The organism is Pseudomonas sp. B2M1-30, assembly GCF_025447575.1.
Taxonomy (GTDB): Bacteria; Pseudomonadota; Gammaproteobacteria; order Pseudomonadales; family Pseudomonadaceae; genus Aquipseudomonas; species Aquipseudomonas botevensis.
Genome location: NZ_JAOEJT010000003.1, coordinates 77,819 through 97,528, shown reverse-complemented (window position 1 = coordinate 97,528; position 19,710 = coordinate 77,819). Strand labels below are relative to the sequence as shown.

Sequence of the window (19,710 nt, the reverse complement as noted above, 5' to 3'; positions counted from 1 at the left end):
TCGCCTGTTTCATGATGAAGATGAGGCGGATTCAGTTTGGCCGGCCAGGCGCGCGAGCAGCAGCCGGTCCAGCAGCCAGACCACCACCAGCGACGCCCCCACCAGCGGAAACACCACCGCCAGAGCGAGCATGATCGCCACCCCGGTTTTCCACTTCGGCAAGTCATGACGCAGTGGCGGCACGCCGAATTTGCCCTGTGGCCGGCGCTTCCACCAGATCACCACGCCACTGACGGCGCTGAGCAGAATCATCAGGCAGATCAGCAACACAACGATTTGGTTGAAGGTGCCGAACATCTTGCCTTCGTGGAGCATCACGCCGATTTCCGTGGCGCGGGCGACGGCGCCGTATTGCTCGAAACGCACATCGGCCAGGACCTTGCCGGTGTACTGGTCGACATGCAGGGTGGCGTCGTTGCGCGGATCGTCGGCGAACACCGCGATGGTGAACACGCCGGTGGCGGTAGTCGGCAGGGTAATGCTGTAGCCCGGTTCGACCTGGCGCTGAATCGCGATGTTCTGCACGTCCTGCAGGCTGATGGTCGGCGCGGCGGGGCCGTGGTCCATGCCGCCGTGGGCCATGTGCTCGGCGTGGTCACCGGACATCGGCATCGGTGTGTTTTCCATGGCCCACGGCACGGTCTGGCGCGTGGCGCTGTTGAGGCTGCGGGCCTCGACGTCGGAGGTCGGCACGTTGTCCCACATGGCCGCCGGGAACACGTTCCACACCTGGGCGTATTGCTTGCCCCAGAACCCGGTCCAGGTCATGCCGCTGAGCAACATCACCAGCAGCAACGCGGCGCCCCAGAACCCGGTGACCGCGTGCAGGTCACGCCACAGCACGCGACCGCGGCGATTCAGGCGCGGCCAGAGAATTCCCGCCGCCTGGCCCCGTGGCCACCACAGGAAAACCCCTGACACCACCAGCACCACGCCCCAACCGGCGGCCATTTCGATCAGCCGGTCACCGACGGTGCCGATCATCAACTCGCCATGGATTGCCCGGGCAAGGGCTTGCAGGTTCTGTTTGGCATCCTGCTCGCCGAGGATGTCACCGTGGTAGGGGTCGACGAACACGTTCAGTTCGTGGCCGGCATTCTTCACCACGAATTGCGCGCTGCGTTCGGCGTTCACCGGCGGCAGGTACTGGCTGACCTGACCTTGTGGATAAGCGCTTTTCACCCGCTGCAGGAGGTCGTCGGCCGGCACCGTGTGATGCCCGGCGGGGACATTGAGCAGGCTGCTGTACATCAGCGAATCGAGCTGCGGCTTGAACAGATAAATGATGCCGGTCAGGGCCAGCATCACCATGAACGGCGCGACGAATAATCCGGCATAAAAATGCCAACGCCAGGCCAGGTTGTAGAAATTCGGTTTGGGCTGTTTCATCACGTGTGCTCCGCTTGGCTTGGATCTTTTAGTTGTTTGTCGAACACCGCCCCTCCCACAGGGAAGGGGTGGTGCCCTTACTGTCCCTAGAAGCTCATATCCACTTTTGTCCAGAGCGTGCGCCCCGGTTCATTGATGGCTTGCGGGTCGTTGGCCGGGTAGCCGAATCCGGCGTTGCCCGCCAGGTTCAGGTGTTCGGCATAAGCCTTGCCGAACAGGTTGTCGACGCCGGTACTGACCTTCCAGTGCTGGTTGATCCGGTAGGCACCGTTGAGTGAGAACACGCCGAAGCCCGAACTCTTGTCGTAGTCCTTGCCGACCACGTTGCCTTTGTTCTGGTCGATACGGTTTTGCGCGGCAACCACCCTCCACAGGGCGCCGGCGCTCCAGTTGTCTTCGCTGTAGGTCAGGCCGAAACGTGCGTCCAGCGGCGGCATCTGCGGCAGAGCCTTGCCGTCGCTGCTGTTCTTGCCCCAGGCGTAGGCCAGGGTCGCATCGGCTTTCCAGTGGTCGGTGAGTCTGTAGGCAGCACCGAGTTCGCCGCCCATGATCCGCGCGTCGATGTTCTCGGCGCGGGAGGTGGTGCCCATCATTCCCGGGGTGTAGTCGAACAGGATGTAGTCACGTACCTGGCCGATGTAGCCCGAGGCCCAGGCTTCGAGAGCGGCGCTCTTGTAGTTCACGCCGAAGTCGAGCTGAGTGGTTTTTTCCGGCTTGATCGAGTCGAACGCATTGACCGAGCCGACCGGGCCGCTGTTGGCGGAAAACAGTTCCCAGTAGTCCGGGAAGCGCTGCGCGTGGCCGAGGCCGGCATAGAGTGTGGTCGGGCTGTCGGCCAGGTCATGCTCGTAACGCACGAAGCCGCTGGGCAGGGTGTCGGCGCGGGTGTCGTCGGCGGTCGGATTGGGCCGCGACATCATTCCCGAGCCGATGCGCTGGCGGTAATCCTTGGCCGAAGCGCGGTCGACCCGGGCGCCGGTGATCAAGCGGTCGCGGTCGACGGCGTACCAGGTCAGTTCGCTGAACACCCCGTAGTTATGGAAGTCCGCGTCCTTGGTGTAGGGCAGATCTTTGTAGGCATCGATACCCATGGCGCTGCGCTGCCGATGCTCGTTGGTCTGCGCATCGAGGCCGGTGATCAACTGGATGTCGGCCCAGCGCCAGGTGGCTTTGACTCGCGCGCCGAGGGTGCGGCGGTCGACGTTGGACGCCATGGGGCCGGCCATCATCCCGGTGCCGGACGGCGTGCGCAGGGTGTAGTTGTCCATCACATGGTCGGCGTAGTTGTAGTAGACCTGCGCTTCGAGCTTCTCCAGCACATCGCTGAGGTTGGATTTTTCGAAGCGCAGGCCGAGGCTTTCGCGCAGGAACTGCGAACCGTCCATGCCGCGTCCGGCGTAGCGGGCTTCGCCGTCGCCCTTGCCGGCGGTCAACTCGATCAGGGTGTCGGCATCCGGCGTCCAGCCGACCGCGATATCGCCGTTCCACTTGTCGTAGCGCGAGGCAACGATGTCGTTGTTGCCGTCGCGGTAGTCGTCGGAATGCGCGGTGTTGCCGATCACCCGCACATAGCCCAGCGAGCCGCCGGCAGCGGCATCGACCACTTTGTCGAAGCGCCCGTGGGAGCCGGCCAGCACGCTGGCGTTCACCCGTGTGCCGAGTTCGCCGAAGTTTTCCGGTTCGCGGTCGAACAGGATGGTGCCTGCCGATGCGCCTGGTCCGTAGAGTACGGTTTGCGGACCTTTGATCACCGTCAGCTTGTCGTAGGTTTCCGGCGAAATGTAGGAGGTCGGCGCGTCCATCCGGCCGGGGCAGGCACCGAGCATCATGCTGCCGTTGGTGAGGATGTTCAGCCGTGAACCGAACATGCCGCGCAGCACCGGATCGCCGTTGGTGCCGCCGTTGCGCACCAGGGCGAAGCCGGGAATGGTCTTCAGATAATCGCCGCCATCGCTGGCCGGCACCGGTTGGCGCGGATCCTTGGGATTGGTGACGACGGTCAGCGGCGAGCTCGGGGCGATGGCGGTGATCACCGTCGGACTCAGCTCTTCGGCGTGGCCGGCGTGATCGTCGGCGTGGACCAGTGGCGACAGCAGTACGCCGCAAAGGACGGCGGTAGCGTGCCTGCAACGAACGCGGGTTTCGTTCAGGGCAAAGGGCGCCTGGGCAGGGCTCAAGCGTGGGACAGCGGTAAACCTGGACATGACAATTTCCATCAAACGGTCGTAAACCACACGGCCGGCAGCCTGAAGCTGTCTTCTCAACCGTGTGCCATCAAGTGTTGGTCGTTACGCGTTGACGGGGGGCGCGCGGGTGCGGGCGCCGGGGAAGAAGGTTTGCCGGGCATGGCCCAGGCGCGGGGACGGAGTGGTGAAGGTGTTGACCGGCGGGATACTGAACGCGGCGAAAGTGCCGCCACCGGTCAGTGCCGGGCAGTTGAACAGCAGGCTGCAATAACCGCATTTTTCCCACATCGCGTGATGCGAGGACGTCGGCGGACAGTGTTCGGCGCTCGGTTGTGCGGCGTGCTCGCCGTGGTCCATGCCCGGCATGTCCATCGACATCTCCATGCTCATCGGCATGGACATCGAGGCGTGTTGATCCATCGGCATCGACTGAGAAATCAGTGGGCCGATGAAGATCATCAACATGGCGAACAGGGCGATCCAGCTGCCGCGAGTCAGGTGTTCAGTCTGACGACGCTGTCTGGAAGTCCTGGCGCTGAGCGGGCGCATGGCCGCAGGCTGCCGCAGCGATTACTGGGCGTGCGCGTGGGCCTGCGTGGCTTCCGGCGGCTTCTTTTGCACGGCGACTTCGACGGTCACGTCACCGGCCTTCTCGAAGTGCATCGTCAGCGGGAAGCGCTTGCCGTCGCTGAGCAGGCTGCGATCGGTCGGGTTGAGCAGCATCACGTGATAGGCCATCGGCGCGAAGGTCACGTTCTCGCCCGCCGGGATCGCCACGCTTGGCACCTGCTGCATTTTCATCAGGTCGCCCTGCATCACATGCTCATGCAATTCAGCCTTGGGGGCGATGGGGGAATCGACGCTGAGCAGACGGTCGGCGGTCTTGCCGGCGTTGTGAATCACGAAATACGCCGCGACAGTCGGGGCATTGGGCGGCAGCTCCTGGGACCACGGGTGGGCGATTTCCAGCTCGCCGGCCTTGTATTCGTGGGCATGGGCGAAGCACGCAGGCAACAGCAACGCGGCCAGGACGATGAGTTTGTTCAACATGGCAGTTCTCCAGAACGATTTGAAACGCAGGTCAAATGCGGGAACAAATCAAACCAGAGGAGACGCGCGGGGATTGAGGCTCGGCCATTGCTGGCGCGGGGTCGGGGTTTGCAGCAAGGCGGGTGCCACGCTGCGATTGCTTTCGTATTGGGCGAAATACAGCTGCGGCGCATGCCCCGGCAATGCCACCACCGGCGCCGACCCGGAACAGCACCAGCAATGCTGCATGGTCGAATGATTGTCACCGCCTTGCGGGGCTTTCTGATCGAGGCTGCCGATGTCGATCGCCACCATCTTCGTCCCGCTGCCGGTGCAGAAACTGCTCCACAGCAACTGCTCTGTCGGCGACTGCGCCGCTTGCGCCATCGCGCCCGTCAACGGCATGGCGAGCATGTTGAACAGCACTGCAAAGCAGGCGATCCAGGCAATGGCAAGCCGGTGTCGGTTCATGGGGCAGATCCGTCGGGTGGGCGATCAGGCGCGGCTATTTAGCCTGATCAGGGCCGATAAGTAAAAAAGCGTCGTGCGGTTTGGTGTCGCAGAGGATTCAGCCTGCTACGGCATGCAACCGCAAACCCAGCGCCTTCATGACTTTCATGATAGTCGCGAATTCCGGATTGCCAGTGCTGCTCAGCGCTTTATAAAGGCTTTCGCGGCCCAGACCTGCATCTCGTGCAACCTGGGTCATGCCTTGGGCGCGGGCAATGTCATTAAGCGCTGCACGGATGAGAACGCCATCGCCAGCATCTTCGTCAAAACAGGCGTCCAGGTAAGCCGCCATTTCTTCCGGCGTTTTAAGAAACTCTGCAGCGTCGAAGCGGGTGAATTTTTCGGTCATGACTTACTCCTCATTACCGATGCTTTGCGCCATCCGGATGGCGCGTTTGATATCTCGTTTTTGTGTCGACTTGTCGCCCCCCAGCAGTAGCAGATAAATCACGTCACCTTTACGTGTGAAGTACATCCTGTAGCCGGGACCGTAGTGAACACGCATTTCATAAACGGCACTGCCAACGAATTCGCAATCACCCATGTTTCCATGCTCTGCACCTCGAATTCTGGCGATGATGCGAGCTTTGCCATTGGTGTCTTTCATCGAGTCGAGCCAATCGGCAAATGCAGGGGATCGTTCAAATTCGATCATGTCGAAATCGTATTCCTTGGGATACAGACTGACAAGCCGCATTTTTCTTGAGGGCAGCAGTGCGCTTCAAGAATTTGCTCGCTGCAAATCTGTGTGGATTAAAGGAACCGAAATCTTGGCGTGAGGTGGCAGGGGCGAACAGTCAGCTGCTTCCTGAAAGTCTGCCGGTCAAATCAAGGATTATCTAGAAATCAGGAATTATCTGACGTAGAGAGGGCTTCCAGGATTTCAGACGTACTCATGAACTCCCGATCAACCCCCGCCAACACCGGCCGCTTCAACACCATCACCGGCACCCCAAGCTCCCGTGCCACTTCCAGCTTCGGCTCGGTCGCGGTGCTGCCGCTGTTCTTGCTGATCAGAACGTCGATCTGCCGTCGTTCGAACAGCGCCCGTTCATCCTCCAGCAGAAAAGGCCCACGGGCGCCGATGACTTCGCAGCGTTCGTTGCCGGGGGAGACGTCGAGGGCGCGCAGGGTCCAGAACTGGTGCGCAGGGATTTCATCAAGGTGTTGCAGCGGTTCGCGGCCAAGGGTGAACAGGGGGCGGCGGAAGGGTTCCAGGGCGGTGATCAGTTCGGCCCAATCGGCGACTTCGCGCCAGTCATCGCCTGGCTGCGGTTGCCACGCGGGGCGGCGCAGGGCCCAGCAGGGGATATCGGTGAGTTGCGCGGCGGTGGCGGCGTTGTGGCTGATCTGTGCGGCGTAGGGGTGAGTCGCGTCGAGCAAAAGTGTGATGCCTTCGTCGCGAATGAACTGCGCCAGACCTTCCGCACCACCGTAGCCGCCGACGCGCACCTGGCACGTCAGATCGGTCGGCACCCGTCCCACCCCGGCCAGGCTGTAAATGTGTTCCGGCCCCAAAGTGCGCGCGATGGCCAGTGCTTCAGTCACACCGCCCAGCAACAGAATCCGTTTCATACAAAAGCTCCCGCATGGCCGACGATGCCGCCCTGACGATCAATCGCAAACACTTCGACCTGCACTTGCGCAGGCACCACGCTGCGGGCGAATTCCAGTGCATGGCGGCAAACCTCATCGCCCAGGGCAATCCCTGCCGCGTTGGCCATCGCCAACGCCTGCTGACTGGTGTTGGCCTCGCGAATGGCCTGCTGCAACACCTCGTCGGCGCCGATCGCAGCGGCCCATTCGGCCAGTTGCGGCAGGTCGATGCTCGAATGCCGCGAGTGCAGGTCCATGTGCCCGGCCGCCAGTTTGCTGATCTTGCCGAAACCGCCGCACAGGCTGAGTTTATCCACAGGCACTTTGCGCAGATGCTTGAGCACCGCGCCGACGAAGTCGCCCATTTCGATCAGGGCGATTTCCGGCAGGTCGTAGACCCGGCGCATGGTGTCTTCGCTGGCGTTGCCGGTGCAGGCGGCGATGTGCAGGTAGCCGTTGGTCTTCGCCACGTCGATGCCCTGATGGATCGAGGCGATGTATGCCGCGCAGGAAAACGGCCGGACGATGCCGCTGGTGCCGAGGATCGACAAGCCGCCGAGAATCCCCAGGCGCGGGTTCATGGTTTTCAGCGCCAGGGCTTCGCCGCCCTCGACGTTCACCGTGACCTCGAAGCCGCCGCGATAACCGGTTTCTTCGGCGAGCAGGCTCAGGTGATCGCTGATCATTTTGCGCGGCACCGGGTTGATCGCCGGTTCGCCCACGCTCAGCACCAGGCCCGGTCGGGTCACCGTGCCCACGCCCCGGCCGGCGTAAAAGCGAATGCCCGGCTCGGCCTGCAAGCGCACTCGCGAAAACAACAGGGCGCCGTGGGTCACGTCCGGGTCGTCGCCGGCATCCTTGATTGTCCCGGCTTCGGCACCATCGTCGCTCAGCCGGCAGAACTCCAGGCGCATCTGCACCTGCTTGCCTTTTGGCAGTGTGATCTGCACCGCGTCGGCCGAGCCGCCGCCGAGCAGCAGGCGCGCGGCGGCGAGACTGGTGGCGGTGGCGCAACTGCCGGTGGTCAGGCCGCTGCGCAGGGGGGCGGGTTGTTCGGCGGTTTCGTCACGCATCGCGGGGTTTGACCAGATCCAGCAGGGTGATCGGCAGCGCCTGGCGCCAGGTGTCGAACTCGCCCAGCGGTTGGGCCTGAGCGACATGGATGCGGGTCAGTTCGCCGCCGTGGCGCTGGCGAAAGTGCATCAGGGTGGTTTCGCTTTGCAGGGTCACCGCGTTGGCGACCAGTCGGCCACCGGGCTTGAGCTGTTCCCAACAGGTGTCGAGTACGCCCTCGCGGGTCACGCCGCCGCCAATGAAAATCGCGTCCGGACGCTCCAGTCCGGCCAGCGCCTGCGGTGCGCTGCCGCGAATCAGTTGCAGGCCCGGTACGCCCAGCGCATCGCGGTTGTGTTCGATCAGTTGCTGGCGGCCGTCATCGGCCTCGATGGCCAGGGCGCGGCAACTCGGGTGCGCGCGCATCCATTCGATGCCGATCGAACCGCTGCCGGCGCCGACGTCCCACAGCAGTTCGCCGGGTGTCGGGGCGAGGCGGGCGAGGGTGATGGCGCGCACGTCGCGTTTGGTCAGTTGGCCGTCGTGGCGGAACGCCGAGTCCGGCAGGCCGGCGAGGCGTGACAGGCGCGGCGTGTTGCTGTCGGCCAGGCACTCGATGGCGATCACGTTGAGATCCGCGCAAGGCGCGTCGCGCCAGTCGTCGGCGGTGCCGTCGATGCGGCGCTCGGCGCTGCCACCCAGGTGTTCCAGCACGCTGATCCGGCTCGCACCGAAGCCGCGCTCGCGCAACAACCCGGCGACCGCCGCCGGACTCTCGCCATCGTTGCTCAGCAGCAACAGCCGGACGCCGCTGAACAACTGGGCATTGAGGGCGGCCAACGGGCGGGCGACCAGCGACACAATCACCACATCCTGCAACGGCCAGCCGAGACGGGCGGCGGCCAGGGAACAGGACGACGGCGCGGGCAGGATCAGCATCTCGGCAGTGGGCACCTGGCGCGCAAGGCTGGCGCCGACGCCGTAGAACATCGGATCGCCGCTGGCCAGCACGCACACCGCTTCGCCGCGCCGCTCCAGCACCGGCGCCAGGGAAAACGGACTCGGCCACAACTGGCGCTCACCCCGGATGCACACCGGCAGCAGCTCCAGTTGACGCTGACCACCGATGATCCGCGACGCGCCCATCAGGGCACGCCGGGCGTGCTTGCCCAGGCCCTTGAAGCCGTCTTCACCGATTCCCACCACCGTCAGCCAGGGCGTCATGCTGTTCCTCAATCATCTGTTCGCGGGCAAAGGCGGCATGATAGCGCGCCGACTGCTGCGCCGCGCTGCTCGGTTGTCGGTCGGGGAAACTTCCTGTGGTTGAAAGCCGGTTGTCGGGTTCGAGGTTTTTGCTAGGGTGCGGATGAACTTGAACCAGTGCCAGGATTGGCAGGAAGACATATGGATATGAATGCAAGAACAGGCGTGCTCAGCCATCGGGCGACCCTGGTGGGCGATATTTTGCTCACCGGCCTGCAAGGGCAGCCGAGGGACGATTACCGCTTCGCGCTGAACTGCACCTATCTGGCGAAGCAGCAGGCGGACAGCACCTACAACAGCGAAACCCAGCCAGGGCGCTGGATCGATTACTACGCCGACGTCCTCTGGTCCCACGGCTGGAACCGCGACCAGCCGCCGGTCGAGTACGTCCAGCCGCAGTTTTCGGGAAGCGTGAAACAGGCGTGGATGAGGGTGGCGACGCACCTGCTCGCACCTGAGCAAGTGGCGGGAGTGGAATCGGGACTGGCGACCCTCGAGCAACGGGTCGAGTTGCTGGAGAAGACCAAGGGCATCAGCGGCAAGGTGTTCGACCTGAAGATTGTGCCGGTCAGCTACAACGCCGCCGGGGATATGGAACTGGTGGTGACCCATGTGCGGTTCATCAAGTCGAGTTTGAATACCCGCTACTTGTTCTGGGACGTTTCGCAAGCGATGAACCAGCTCGATATCCGCGCGCGGCGGGTGCTGATCAGCCGCCGGGTCCTGGAGGCGCGCCGGGCCGGCGTGGAAAAAGTGCTGCAAAACCTGTCGTTCAATTTCGCGGATTACGAGTTGTAGAGCAGTCCGCCGCACGGATTCCGGCAGACCGGGCCACGATCCGACCGACAGGCGTTTTCATGCACTCGGGCAAAGCAGGCATAATGGCGACCTTTCGCCCACCCTGGCGCTGCCTGTCAGCCGGTCATCCCTTGAACGAACGCCCGATGTCCACCGCATTACGTCCCTCGGCCTGTCCGGGGTTGCTGCGTATCGTCCAGGCGCTGGACGGCGGGATCTGCCGGATCAAGCTCGATGGCGGTTCGATCAGCGCCGATCAGGCCGATGCGGTGGCCGAGGCCGCCGAACGCTTTGCCGGTGGCGCGATCGAGGCGACCAATCGAGCCAATCTGCAGATTCGCGGGATCGGCGAGCAATCGACGGCGCTGATCGACAGCCTGCTCGCCGCCGGTCTCGGCCCGCGCACCGCCGCCGGTGATGACGTGCGCAATCTGATGCTCAGTCCCGGTGCCGGGATCGACCGGCAGATGCGTTTCGACACCCGTCCGCTGGCCGCCCGCATCCTTGACACCCTGCAAACCCATCCGCGCTTCCATGAGTTGAGCGCCAAGTTCGCCGTGCAACTGGACGGCGGCGAAGCGCTGGCGATGCTCGAACATCATCATGACCTGTGGCTGTCGGCCTTCGAGTGCGACGGCGAAAGCCTGCTGGCGTTCGGGTTGGCCGGATGCCCTACGGATCGGCCGGTGGGCGCCGTGACTGTGGAAAACGGCTTCGCCCTGGTGGTTGCGGTGCTGGAATTGTTTCTTGAACGGGCGCGCCCCGAGCAGACGCGGATGCGCCATTTGCTCGACGAGTTACCGACGCCGGCGTTTGTCGATCTGCTCAGGGCGCGCCTGCCGGTGCGCGCTGTTGGTGCCTGGCAACGGCTGCCGATGGTGAGCGCCTTGCACCTCGGCATTCACCCGCAAAACATCCACGGTTCGAATTATGTCGGCGCCGCGCCACCGCTCGGGCGGCTCGACCCGGACATGCTGCGCGGTGCGGCCCGACTGGCCCGTGAGTTCGGCGACGGCAGCCTGCGTCTCACCCCATGGCAAAGCCTGTTGCTGCCGAATGTGCAATCGGCCCATGCCGCCGAAGCCCTCCGCGGCCTCACCCGACTGAACCTGCTGAGCGATCCCGGCCAGCCGCTGTCGCGTCTGATCGCCTGCACCGGCGCCGTGGGTTGCGGCAAAGGCCTGGCCGACACCAAGGGCGATGCGCGGCTTCTGGCGACGCTGCTGCCGCAGGCGCTCGATGTGCATCTGTCCGGCTGCCTGCGTTCCTGCGCCGCCGCGCACCGTGCCCCGGTGACGTTGCTGGCGGTCGGCCCCGGTCATTACGACGTCTATTTCCGCGATGCCGCGCAGCCGGGTTTCGGCGCGCTGCACGCTCATAACCTTACTATCGAAGCGGCCGCGACCTTGCTCGTCGCCCGCTCACGGAGCCCCCTTGATGCTTGATTACATCCGCGACGGTCAGGAGATCTATCGCAACTCCTTCGCGATCATTCGCAGCGAGGCCAACCTGGCGCGCATCCCGGCCGACCTGGAAAAACTCGCGGTGCGGGTGATCCACGCCTGCGGCATGGTCGAGGCGGTCGACGGCCTGCAATTTTCCGAGGGTGCCGGCAAGGCCGGGCGCGATGCGCTGGCCGCTGGTGCGCCGATCCTGTGCGATGCGCGGATGGTCTCCGAAGGTGTCACCCGTGCGCGCCTGCCGGCGAACAACCAGGTGATCTGCACCCTGCGTGATGACAGCGTCCCGGAACTGGCCCGTGAGCTGGGCAACACCCGCTCGGCGGTGGCCCTGGAGCTGTGGCGACCGCACCTGGAAGGCAGCGTGGTGGTGATCGGCAACGCGCCGACGGCGTTGTTCTACCTGCTGGAAATGCTCGACGCCGGCGCGCCGAAACCGGCGCTGATTCTCGGCTTCCCGGTAGGCTTCGTCGGCGCGGCCGAATCGAAAGCCGCGCTGGCGGCGGACAGTCGCGGCGTACCGTTTGTGATCATGCAAGGCCGGCTCGGCGGCAGCGCCATGGCCGCCGCCGCCGTCAATGCCCTCGCCACGGAGATCGAATGATGCAGCAACCAGGACGTTTGATTGGCCTGGGCGTCGGCCCCGGTGATCCGGAACTGATTACCGTCAAGGCCCTGCGCCTGTTGCGCGAATCACCCGTGGTGGCGTACTTCGTCGCCAAGGGCAAGAAGGGCAACGCCTTCGGCATCATCGAAGCGCATCTGCAGGACGCCCAGAATCTGTTGCCGCTGGTATACCCGGTGACCACCGAAGCGCTGCCGGCCCCGCTGTCCTATGAGCAAGTGATCAGCGACTTCTACGACGAAGCCGCCGAGGCGTTGGCGGCGCACCTGGATGCCGGGCGTGATGTGGCGGTGATCTGCGAAGGCGATCCGTTCTTCTACGGCTCCTACATGTACCTGCATGATCGCCTGGCCACGCGTTACGACGCCGAAGTGGTGCCGGGGGTGTGCTCGATGCTGGGCGGCGCTTCGGTGCTGGGTGCGCCGCTGGTGTATCGCAACCAGAGCCTGTCGGTGCTGTCCGGCGTGTTGCCCCACGAAGAGTTGAAGCGGCGCCTGGCGGATGCCGACGCGGCGGTGATCATGAAACTGGGGCGCAACTTCCCCAAAGTCCGTGCGGTGCTCGAAGAGCTGGGACTGGCCGAGCGCGCGCTGTATGTCGAGCGCGCGACCATGGCCAACCAGAAGATCGTGCCTCTGGATCAGGTCGAGCCGATGTCGTCGCCGTACTTCTCGCTGATTATCGTGCCCGGCGAACGGTGGCAAGGCTGATGACCCATTCCACTCCCGCCATCGTCATCCTTGGTCAGGGCAGCCTGAACACGGCCCGGCGCATTCAGCAAGTGTATCCGGCCGCGCAGATCCACGGCCTCGCCGGACGGGTCGAGGGCGCCGACCGCATCTACCAGGAATTCGGCGCGACCCTGCGTGAGTTGTATCAGCAGGACACACCGATCATCGCCCTGTGCGCGGCCGGTATCGTCATTCGCACTCTGGCGCCGCTGTTGCTGGAGAAGGGCGCCGAGCCGCCGGTGCTGGCCGTCGCCGAAGACGGCAGCGCGGTGGTGCCGCTGCTGGGCGGGTTGGGCGGGGTCAACGGCATGGCGCGGGACATCGCCGCCGGGCTGCAAGTCGCCGCTGCGATCACCACCAGTGGCGAGCTGCGTTTCGGCACCTGCCTGCTCAATCCACCGAGCGGTTACACGCTCGACGATCTGGAGTCGGGCAAGCGCTTTGTCTCCGATCTGCTGGCCGGCCACAGCGTCCGCATCGAAGGTGCGGCGCCATGGCTGGCTCAGGCGCAACTGCCGGAAGATCCGCAGGCCCGGCGTTCGATCCATGTCGGCAGTGATGCGCGTGCCGCGAGCGCCAACGAACTGCGGATTTATCCGCGCAGCGTGGCGGTCGCGGTCGGTGCCGAGGGGGTGGATCTGCCGAACACCATTCGTGGCGCGTTGCACGCGGCTGATGTGGCCATTCAATCGCTGGCCTGCCTTGTGGCGGCGGATGACCGAATGGCCGACCCGATCCTGCGCGAAACAGCGCTGGAGCTGGGCGTGCCGCTGCGCTTTGTCGCGTCCACAACCGACCTCGGCGAACTGGCGCGCGGCGCGATCCCTGCAGCGAAGATCATTGCGACGGCCCATGATCTTGCCATCGCCGTGGCCGAACAGCCGCTGGATGTCAGCGCGATCGGTCGTCCACGCGGACGCCTGGCGGTGATCGGCCTCGGCCCGGGTGCCGCCGAACTGATGGTGCCGGCGGTGAAAGCCGAACTGGCCCGGGCCACCGACGTGCTGGGTTACGAAACCTATGTGCGCATGGCCGGCCCGTTCCGCGACGACCAGATCCAGCATTGCACCGACAACCGCGAAGAAATGCAGCGTGCCCGCCACGCCTTCCGGCTGGCGGCCGAAGGGCGTTCGGTGATCGTCGTCTCGTCTGGCGATCCGGGTGTGTTCGCCATGGCAGCAGCGGTGCTCGAAGCGCTGCACGAATCGGACGATCCGGCGTGGCACAGCGTCGATCTGGAGATATTGCCGGGGGTTTCCGCGTCGCTCGCCACCGCCGCCCAGGCCGGAGCGCCGCTGGGCCATGACTTCTGCGTGATGTCGCTGTCGGACAACCTCAAACCGTGGTCGATCATCGAAAAGCGTCTGGATCTGGCTGCCGAGGCCGATCTGGCGCTGGCCTTCTACAACCCGATCTCCAAGGCACGCCCGTGGCAGTTGGGGCGCGCGCTGGAAATCGTTGGCCAGCACCGGACCGCGCAAACGCCGGTGGTGCTGGGCCGCGACATCGGTCGGCCGGGGCAGACCTTGCGCGTGACGACGCTCGGCGCCTTGACGCCCGAGCAAGTGGACATGCGCACCATGGTGCTGATCGGTTCGTCCACCACCTGCACCTTCGCTCGCAGCGGCGGCGGTGAGTGGGTCTACACCCCGCGCTGGTACGGTGAAAAGCCGCTGGGTTGATAGAGCGTCGCAGTGTGGCTGCTGCAGTTGAACGGCGATGAAAAAAGGCCGCGAACGTGAGGTTCGTGGCCTTTTTTTATGTGTCGGGGTTGCCTGGTGCGCGGCGGGTCGTCGATCGCCATTGAGCGAGGCACCGGTCGGGATCAAGGCACCAGATAGCCTTTGACCCCGGTAAAGATGATCTGCGCGGCCAGCGCGCACACAAACAATCCCATCAGCCGGCTGACGATCTGCAACCCCTGATCGCCGAGAATCCGCTCGATGCGGTTAGACAGGTACAGCACCACGCCCACGGTGAAACTCGCCAGGGCGATGCTCATGATGGCGGTGAGCTTGTCGTCCCAATGTGGCTGGCTGACGCCCATGACCAACAGGGCGCCGATGGTGCCGGGACCCACCGTCAGCGGAATGGTCAGCGGCACGATGGTCACGTCCTGCTGCACGTTGTCGGCCTGTACTGCCGGTTTGCCCTGCGCCATCCCCAGCGCCGAGATGAACAGCACGCTGCCGGCGCCGATGCGGAACGCATCCACGGTGATGCCGAATACATCGAAGATCACGCGCCCGAACAAGTACAGCAAAACGCTGGAGATCAACGTGGCGATCGCCACTTTCCACGCCAGGCGCCGTTGCTCCTTGCGCGAATAACCGCGAGTCAGGCTGATGAAGCAGGACAACACGAAGAATGGGCTGTAGAGCACCAGCATCTTCAGGTAAACGCTGAACAGCACATGGAGCATGACTGGAACCTGCACCGACGAAAGTTGAACGGAGTCTATCAGGCGCCGCACGGTCTGTCGGCTTGATCGCGGTTTTGTTTTTTGCTGTTTTCAAGAACTAAGAAAGTTTCCGGTTATTAGTTTGGTGTTTGTAACTTGCTATTGTTCTTTATTGGTAATACTTGCCGGCTTGTTGGTTTTGTTTTTCTTGCGTAAGTTTTTATCGCGGACTCAGGAAGGGTCTGCTTAAACTAAGCAAAGGAAAATAAAACATGAAAAAGAACCCTGTTGTAACTATCGCCGAGCGTCTTGAGCGTCTGAGTGCCTATGATGTAACGCCAGAGGAAGTGGTACTGGCGCCACGCAGTTTTCCGAGGCTGGCAGCCTTCAATGTCGAAGAGCCAAGCCGTGCTTCGATTGTGGGTGACGCTGTTCTTTCGTTTGTCTCGGGCATGTCTGATCAGAACCGTACCGATGTACTGAATACTTATCTGTTTGCTTCGCTGGCGGCGACCAAGAAGTACCCTGCGGATAATCAGGGCAAAGAGTGGTATCAGACATTTCTCGCGGCCATCCAGGACTGCGGCTGGGTCGTGCTCAAGCGCTATTACGATTCCACCGCCGCCTCCGGCAAAACCTTCACCATGGATCAACTGGCACTGACCATCCTCAGCTCCGCCGTCGCGGCGGCCGCCGTGCCAAGCCCGACTTCCGCGCTGCTGCTCAAGGTCGCTTCCGATGCCATGGCGTCGCTGCAAAAAAGCGAGCAGCCGCTCAAGGTGTTCGATCAGAACATCAAGGAGAAAGGCACCGGTGGTTTTGCCGTGGGTTCGTGCATCGAAACCGAAGGTCGGGAAGTCATCCTGACTCTGGGCGCGGTACGTTTCATCAATCGCACTAACCAGACCAAAGTTCTGTTCGTCAATTGGGACAGCAGTTCGGTGGATCTGTATCGCGGTGAATCGCATATGACCATGGTGCCGTCGATCATTGAAAAGACGCGCGCCATTATTGCCGGGAAACTGGGCGATCGTGCGGTCAAGCAAGTCAGTGAGTGGGATATCTGATTGGATAAAAAACAAATGGCGACAGTGATGTCGCCATTTGCTCATGTAAGGGAGGCGATGATGCAAAAACAATATTCGGTATTTATCAATGCGGGTGCATTGGTCGTTCTACCTGCGCAAATGTCCATTCAGGAAAAGCAGGATGTTCAACATTCATTGTTGTTTGCACAGTTGGCAGCCACTAAAAGATATCCGCTTACTTCCGAATACGGAGAATGGTACTCAATCTGGCAACAAGTGCTGAAAGACACCTGGTTGCAGCAATCAGTGACGTGGGACAAGTTCACCCCGCAACCCGGCGCCTCAGTGGCGCCTGTGGATTGTCTGGTGGAGCAGTTGGGCAACGGGCTGCAAAGTCACGAGGTCGCCGAATGTTCGGCCATTCTGCAATACATCGCCGGGTTACCGCCGACCGACCCGGTTGTGAGTTTCCTGCGGGAAAGGGTTCAGCGGCGGGAAGAACCGGGTGACGAGGAGGTCGCGGCCATCGATCAGTTTCATTTTCTGGTCGTGGTGGCGCAGCCCGGCCTTCGGCTGAATGCGGCTTATCTGATGTTGAGCGCTTCGGCAGGGGATAGGGGCAATCCGTTTGCCCGGGTTTTCAACGCTGACAATGTGGCCGGCGTTATCGAACAACGATTCTTTCAGGCAGATCTGGTCACGGCGTTGCACAAGCCCGTTCGGGCGGCGCTCGGCAAACGTCTGGAACCGTTCGCCGAGCTGATCCGGGAAGTGCCTGGAGCGGCTGCTCTCTGAGTTAAGAGGTGTGTGCCGTGCTGCGGTTGTGCTGGTCACGCTGGGCGACCCAGTGTTCGATCAGCTCGCGCAACTGTGACAGCTCCACCGGTTTGGCCATGTGCCCGTCCATCCCGGCCTGGCGCGCGCGCTCCTTGTGCTCGGCAAGAATGTGCGCGGTCAGCGCCACGATCGGCGTGCGGGTGCGCTGGTTGCCGACTTCCCAGGCACGCAGCTGCTGGGTGGCGGAGAAACCATCGAGAATCGGCATCTCGCAGTCCATCAGCACCAGGTCGTACCGCTGGGCCTTCATCGCCTGCAAGGCTTCTTCGCCGTTGCTCGCGGTGTCCGGTTGCAGGTTGAGCTTGCCGAGCATGCCGCGAATAACCTTGGTGGAAATGGTGTTGTCTTCGGCCACCAGAATACGGAAATCGCTTGGCACCTTGACCGTCGTGGCCGCTGTGACGACCTGAGGCTGGAACACCACTTGCCCGCGATTGCGCTGGTTTAACTCGTCGGCGAGGGTGGTCTTGAGGGTATACCCGGCCACCGGTTTGGCCAGGATGCGCTTGATCCCCGAATTGCGCGCGATGATCTTGCTCGGCGCATTGCTGATGCCGGTGAGCATGATCAGCAGGATGTCGTGGTTCAGGCTCGGGTCTTCCTTGATCTTGGCCGCCAGTTGCATGCCGGTCATGCCGGGCATGTTCTGATCCAGCAGCACAATGTCGAAGTAGTCGCGCAAGTGGGCTTTGGTGCGCAGCAGGGCCAGTGCTTCCTTGCCCGATGGCACGGCGCTGACGTTCAGGCCCCAGGCGCTGCATTGCTGCACCAGCACCTTGCGGCAGGTGTCGTTGTCGTCGACCACCAGCACCCGCGCACCTTGCAGCGGGCCGTCGAGATCGGACGTCGGGTGTTCCAGGCGATCCGGGTCCAGCGGCAGGGTCAGCCATAAGGTGCTGCCCTGGCTGCCGCCGCTCTTGATGCCGAACTCGCCCTGCATCAGACGGATCAGCTGCCGGGCGATCACCAGGCCGAGGTTGCCGCCCAGGCGATTGGCCGACAGGAAATGCTTGCTGTGCAGCTCGGCGTGCATCAGCGCTTCGCGCTCGTCCTGCTCCATCGGCTGGCCGCTGTCCTGCACGGCGATGCGCAGGCGCGGCTTGCTGCTGCGTTCGTCGAGGGCGACCACCACCAGGACTTCGCCCTCTTCGGTTTTCTTCAGGGCGTTTTCCAGGAGGCTCAGCAGGGTCTGGCGCAGACGGGTCGGATCGCCGCTGATGACCCGGGGGACCTGCGGCTGAATGAAGCTGATCAGCTCGACGTTCTGCTGTTCGGCCTTGGCCCGGTAGATGCTCAGGCAATCGTCGATCAGGGCGTTGAGATCGAACTGCACATCGTCCAGTTCGATCTGCCCGGATTCCAGTTTGGAGATGTCGAGAATCTCGTTGATCAGGGTCAGCAGCTCGTTGCCGGCGCTGTGGATGGTCTGCACGTAGTCGCGCTGCTTGACCGACAGCGGCGTGCCGAGGAGCAGTTCGGTCATGCCCAGCACACCGTTCATCGGTGTGCGGATCTCATGGCTGATCTTGGCCAGGAATTCGGCCTTGGCATTGATTTCGGCGTTGCTGGCGGCAAGGTCGCGGCTGATGCTGAAATGGCTTTCAGTGATGCTGCGCTGGCGCTCGCCCAGGGCAATGCTCATCAACAGGCCGCTGATGCAGATGAACGCCATCAGGGTCATGATCAGGCCTTGCGGCGCCACCAGGGTCAAGCCGAGCAGGGCCGGGAGGATGATCAGCGTGCCGATGTTGAATATCACCATGGCGGCGACGAACAGTCGGGCAGGGCGGTAGCCCTTCTGCCAGTGATAGAAACCGACCAGCAGCATGCTCAGACCGGCCAGGGCGACCAGGGCGTAAGTGATGAAATTCAGCGGCAGAGTGTTGACGAACAACAGCAGCAGGCTGCAGATCACGATGAACAGGATGTCGCCGAGCAACAGCTTGTTCAGCGGATGCGCACCGAGCGGCGAGAAGAAGCGGTAGGCGAACATCAGCCCGGCGGGGGCGGTCAGCAGCAGGGCCAGATAGGCGCCCGGAGTCTGGATCGCGTGCCAGTTCGGCAGCCATGGCCCGGCGAGGTTGAGCAGCAGCAACAGGCTCAGGCTCAGCAGACCTTCACACACCGCCAGCCACAGACTGCTGCGCGAACGGGTGTAGGCGTAGCGGATCAGATTGTGCAGGATCAGCATCCCGAGACAGCCGAACAGCAGGCCGTAGACCAGTGTCTGGTTCTGACTGGCCGCGCTCATCACCGCCGATTGCAGGGTGATATAGGGGCGCAACTGGTGATCGGAGACCAGTCGCAGATAGACATCGAGGGGCTTGTCGCTTTGCGGCAGCGGCAGCATGAAATCGCTGCTGGGCAGCGGCCGTTCGACCTGGGGCTGGGCGGTGCCGGTTTCCCGTTGCTCGATCAGCTTTTCGCCGTCCAGCACGTACAGGTTCAGGTGCGACAGGTCGGGGGCGAAGATCCGCAGCACTTGTTCGTGCTTGCCGGGCGCCAGTCTGAAGCGCAGCCAGAGCGCGCCATCGGGTTCGGCCGCCGTCAGGCGATCGAGGTCGATGGGGCTGAATTGATTGGTGTAGCGGGCGGAACGGATGTCGCTCAGTTGCAGATTGCCCTGATCGTCGAGCAATACCGCCCAGCCACTGCCTTGTGCGGCCTGGGCCGGAAGCATGCAGAGCAAGGTCAGCAGTGTGACGGTGAGTCCTATGGCAATCCTGAGCCAGCGCACGGCGAAATCCCTATCGTAGGTTGGAACCAGAATATAACGATGCGCGGCGGCGGAACAGCCCGGCGAA

At 63.1% G+C, this 19,710-nt stretch carries 19 protein-coding genes; 7 read left to right on the top strand and 12 right to left on the bottom strand.

What is annotated here, in order from left to right; all coding sequences use genetic code 11:
• Window positions 1–9 precede the first annotated feature (9 nt).
• The 10 genes from N8H74_RS07150 to cbiE all read right to left on the bottom strand — a co-directional run bounded on the left by N8H74_RS07150 (window position 10) and on the right by cbiE (window position 8,987).
• Window positions 10–1,389 (bottom strand): PepSY domain-containing protein, encoded by a 1,380-nt coding sequence (locus tag N8H74_RS07150; RefSeq protein WP_217832669.1) that lies wholly within the window; start codon window positions 1,387–1,389, stop codon window positions 10–12.
• Between the two features lie 86 nt (window positions 1,390–1,475).
• On the bottom strand, window positions 1,476–3,593 hold the full coding sequence (locus N8H74_RS07145) for a TonB-dependent copper receptor (protein WP_262146765.1): 2,118 nt from the start codon (window positions 3,591–3,593) through the stop codon (window positions 1,476–1,478).
• An 84-nt stretch (window positions 3,594–3,677) separates the two neighbouring features.
• A complete protein-coding gene (locus tag N8H74_RS07140; protein ID WP_217832667.1) occupies window positions 3,678–4,124 on the bottom strand; it encodes a DUF2946 domain-containing protein in 447 nt (148 codons plus the stop codon).
• A 21-nt stretch (window positions 4,125–4,145) separates the two neighbouring features.
• Window positions 4,146–4,625 carry a copper chaperone PCu(A)C gene (locus N8H74_RS07135; protein WP_217832666.1) on the bottom strand — a complete coding sequence of 160 codons (480 nt, stop codon included), beginning with the start codon at window positions 4,623–4,625 and terminating at the stop codon, window positions 4,146–4,148.
• Window positions 4,626–4,673: 48 nt separating this feature from the next.
• Entirely contained in the window at window positions 4,674–5,075 is a 402-nt protein-coding gene (locus N8H74_RS07130) for a DUF2946 domain-containing protein (protein ID WP_217832665.1), read from the bottom strand.
• A gap of 97 nt (window positions 5,076–5,172) precedes the next feature.
• On the bottom strand, window positions 5,173–5,463 hold the full coding sequence (locus N8H74_RS07125; protein ID WP_085609233.1) for an addiction module antidote protein: 291 nt from the start codon (window positions 5,461–5,463) through the stop codon (window positions 5,173–5,175).
• Between the two features lie 3 nt (window positions 5,464–5,466).
• Entirely contained in the window at window positions 5,467–5,769 is a 303-nt protein-coding gene (locus N8H74_RS07120) for a type II toxin-antitoxin system RelE/ParE family toxin (RefSeq protein ID WP_102620223.1), read from the bottom strand.
• A 191-nt stretch (window positions 5,770–5,960) separates the two neighbouring features.
• Complete coding sequence (locus N8H74_RS07115; protein ID WP_262146764.1) at window positions 5,961–6,689, bottom strand: cobalt-precorrin-6A reductase; 729 nt, start codon at window positions 6,687–6,689, stop codon at window positions 5,961–5,963.
• Window positions 6,686–7,783, bottom strand: coding sequence for a cobalt-precorrin-5B (C(1))-methyltransferase (locus N8H74_RS07110; protein ID WP_262146763.1), 1,098 nt, complete (start codon window positions 7,781–7,783; stop codon window positions 6,686–6,688). Before N8H74_RS07110 ends, N8H74_RS07115 begins: the two co-directional genes overlap by 4 nt.
• Window positions 7,776–8,987 (bottom strand): precorrin-6y C5,15-methyltransferase (decarboxylating) subunit CbiE, encoded by a 1,212-nt coding sequence (gene cbiE, locus N8H74_RS07105; protein ID WP_262146762.1) that lies wholly within the window; start codon window positions 8,985–8,987, stop codon window positions 7,776–7,778. The genes N8H74_RS07110 and cbiE overlap by 8 nt, the downstream gene beginning before the upstream one ends.
• Window positions 8,988–9,173: 186 nt before the next feature.
• Between cbiE and N8H74_RS07100 the strand changes: the two genes are divergently transcribed.
• From N8H74_RS07100 to cobJ, 5 genes are all read left to right on the top strand, one after another.
• The gene (locus tag N8H74_RS07100) at window positions 9,174–9,824 is read left to right on the top strand and encodes a hypothetical protein (protein WP_262146761.1); all 651 of its coding nucleotides are present in this window, start codon (window positions 9,174–9,176) and stop codon (window positions 9,822–9,824) included.
• Window positions 9,825–9,970: 146 nt separating this feature from the next.
• Window positions 9,971–11,269: a precorrin-3B synthase gene (gene cobG / locus N8H74_RS07095; protein WP_279309288.1), complete on the top strand. Its 1,299-nt coding sequence runs from the start codon at window positions 9,971–9,973 to the stop codon at window positions 11,267–11,269.
• Entirely contained in the window at window positions 11,262–11,888 is a 627-nt protein-coding gene (locus tag N8H74_RS07090) for a precorrin-8X methylmutase (RefSeq protein ID WP_262146759.1), read from the top strand. The genes cobG and N8H74_RS07090 overlap by 8 nt, the downstream gene beginning before the upstream one ends.
• Entirely contained in the window at window positions 11,888–12,619 is a 732-nt protein-coding gene (locus N8H74_RS07085; protein ID WP_262147100.1) for a precorrin-2 C(20)-methyltransferase, read from the top strand. The genes N8H74_RS07090 and N8H74_RS07085 overlap by 1 nt, the downstream gene beginning before the upstream one ends.
• Entirely contained in the window at window positions 12,619–14,322 is a 1,704-nt protein-coding gene (cobJ, locus tag N8H74_RS07080; protein WP_262146758.1) for a precorrin-3B C(17)-methyltransferase, read from the top strand. Before N8H74_RS07085 ends, cobJ begins: the two co-directional genes overlap by 1 nt.
• Before the next feature lie 143 nt (window positions 14,323–14,465).
• On the opposite strand, the gene N8H74_RS07075 is transcribed toward cobJ, so the two are convergent.
• On the bottom strand, window positions 14,466–15,062 hold the full coding sequence (locus tag N8H74_RS07075) for a MarC family protein (RefSeq protein ID WP_262146757.1): 597 nt from the start codon (window positions 15,060–15,062) through the stop codon (window positions 14,466–14,468).
• A 251-nt stretch (window positions 15,063–15,313) separates the two neighbouring features.
• Here N8H74_RS07075 and N8H74_RS07070 point away from each other — a divergent pair, with 251 nt between their 5' ends.
• Both N8H74_RS07070 and N8H74_RS07065 read left to right on the top strand, forming a co-directional pair.
• Complete coding sequence (locus tag N8H74_RS07070; protein WP_262146756.1) at window positions 15,314–16,108, top strand: hypothetical protein; 795 nt, start codon at window positions 15,314–15,316, stop codon at window positions 16,106–16,108.
• Window positions 16,109–16,864, top strand: coding sequence for a hypothetical protein (locus N8H74_RS07065; protein WP_262146755.1), 756 nt, complete (start codon window positions 16,109–16,111; stop codon window positions 16,862–16,864).
• Window position 16,865: 1 nt separating this feature from the next.
• Here N8H74_RS07065 and N8H74_RS07060 read toward each other — a convergent pair whose 3' ends face one another.
• Complete coding sequence (locus N8H74_RS07060) at window positions 16,866–19,643, bottom strand: hybrid sensor histidine kinase/response regulator (protein WP_217834565.1); 2,778 nt, start codon at window positions 19,641–19,643, stop codon at window positions 16,866–16,868.
• Between the last annotated feature and the right edge of the window lie 67 nt (window positions 19,644–19,710).